Source organism: Stenotrophomonas sp. HMWF003, from assembly GCF_003061285.1.
In the GTDB taxonomy this organism is placed as follows: domain Bacteria; phylum Pseudomonadota; class Gammaproteobacteria; order Xanthomonadales; family Xanthomonadaceae; genus Stenotrophomonas; species Stenotrophomonas maltophilia_AP.
Genome location: NZ_QAIW01000199.1, coordinates 1 through 2,066, shown reverse-complemented (window position 1 = coordinate 2,066; position 2,066 = coordinate 1). Strand labels below are relative to the sequence as shown.

1 protein-coding gene is annotated in these 2,066 nt (G+C 68.9%); it reads left to right on the top strand.

The genetic code is table 11. The features are described from left to right. On the top strand, positions 1 to 2,066 hold a 2,066-nt coding region (locus tag DBR34_RS08150; RefSeq protein WP_181393946.1), incomplete at both ends, for an autotransporter serine protease.

Sequence of the window (2,066 nt, the reverse complement as noted above, 5' to 3'; positions counted from 1 at the left end):
CGCCTACGCAGCCGGCCTTCGATGCGCACCTGACCATCACCCAGGCCGGCGCCGCGCGCAGTGCCGGGTTGACCGGCAGCGGCGTGCGCATCGGCATCGTCGATTCCGGCGTGATGCGCAACCATCCGGCGCTGGCCGGGCGCGTGCTGGCCAACTACACCTACGTCGATCCGCGGGTGAACAACCTCAACGTCGATGACGTGGTCGGGCATGGCACCGCCGTGGCCGAACTGGCCGCCGGTGCGGCCGTGGGCACCTGGCAGGGCGGCATCGCCCCCGGCGCGCAGATCGTGTCGGCGCGCATCATCGCCGACAAGCGTCCCACCGACGATGGCTCGGGCAGTGGCAATGAAGTCAACGGCGCGCTGGGCCTGGCCGAGGTCCATACGGACCTGATGAACCAGGGCGTGAAGGTCATGAACAACTCCTGGGGCGGTCTGTACTGGACCAACCCGGCGGCCACCGCGCCGATCGCCCAGGAATACCGCCCCTTCATCCTCAACCACGGCGGCCTTGTGGTGTTCGCCACCGGCAACGAGAGCAAGCCGGACCCGTCCAGCATGGCGGCGTTGCCCAGCCAGCCCGGCCCGAACGGCACACTGCCGGCGGCCGACCTGGAGCGCGGCTGGCTGAGCGTCACCGCCGTCGATTCCAACAGTCCCGGCAAGCTGGCGTCCTACGCCAATGCCTGCGGCGTCGCCGCCAGGTATTGCCTGGCCGCCCCGGGCGCGGCGGTGTACGTCGATCCGGCACTTACCGCTGGCGGTACCCCGAGCTATCTCTGGAACTACGGCACCTCCTTCGCCGCGCCGCTGGTGTCCGGCGCTGCCGCGCTGGTCTGGCAGAAGTACCCGTATTTCAGCAACGACCTGGTGCGGCAGACGCTGCTGGGCACCGCCACCGACCTGGGCGCGCCCGGCGTGGACAGCACCTTTGGCTACGGCCTGCTCAACATCGCCAAGGCCATCAATGGACCGGGGCGGTTCGACTGGGGCGACGTGACGGTCAACATTGCGCAATCGGCATCGGGCACGGTGTGGGCCAACAACATCAGCGGCGACGGTGGGCTGACCAAGCAGGGCGATGGCACACTGGTGCTGTCCGGTGCCAACACGTATACCGGCCTGACCAGCATCGAGCGTGGCACGCTGGCGCTGCGTGATGGTGCGTCGCTCACCTCGGTGGTGCTGGTCGGTCCTGCAGCCGCTAACGGCACCTTCGGCGCACTGCAGTTCCGTACCGGCACCACGCGCATTACCGGCATCGTCGACAACAACGGCAGCGTTGTGCTCACCGAAGCCAATACCACTGCGGTCATCGACGGCGATTACGTGCAGCGGCCCAATGGCCGCTACGTCACGACGCTGGGTGCGCCCGCACTGCAGGTGACCGGCCATGCCAGCCTGGGAGGCGGGCTTGTCAGCGTGGTCGGTGCGGTCAGTGGCTATGTGCCGCAGAACAACCAGCGCCAGGCGCTGATCAAGGCCGGCACGGGTATCAGCGGCGCCTTCGGCGGCCTGCAGTTCAGCGGCCCGGTCACCCTGCTCGATGCCAACTTCTCCTACGACGCGAGCACGGCCTGGTTGAACATCAACCGGGTCAACGTGAATTCGGCCGCCAGCGCCGCGGGCCTGGACGCCGTTGCCATCGCGTCGGCCAACCGTGTGGAACAGGCGTTCGTCCAACTCGATACGGGAAGCGGCAACGGCACCAGCGGTTTCGCGGATGCGGCCGGTCAGCTGCAGCAGGTGCAGGGCAACCAGGCGCTGCAGGCCAGCCTGGACAGCTTGTCTGGCAAGGCCCATGCGCTGGCCACCGCCGCCACCTTCGACAGCGTCGACCTCAACCGCCGCGCGCTGTCGGCGCGGTTTGGCCAGGTGCAGGGCGCGCCGCGCCTGCGCGGGGCCTGGCAGAACCAGCTCGGCGAGGTCGGGCAGGGCAGCTTCTCGGCCAGCGGTGCCGATACCCGTGGCTGGATGATGGGCCAGGACATGGCCTTCGGCAGCAACGGCGTGCTGGGCTTTGCCTTCGGCGAGACCCGCACCCACAACAGCCGCGACTGGGGC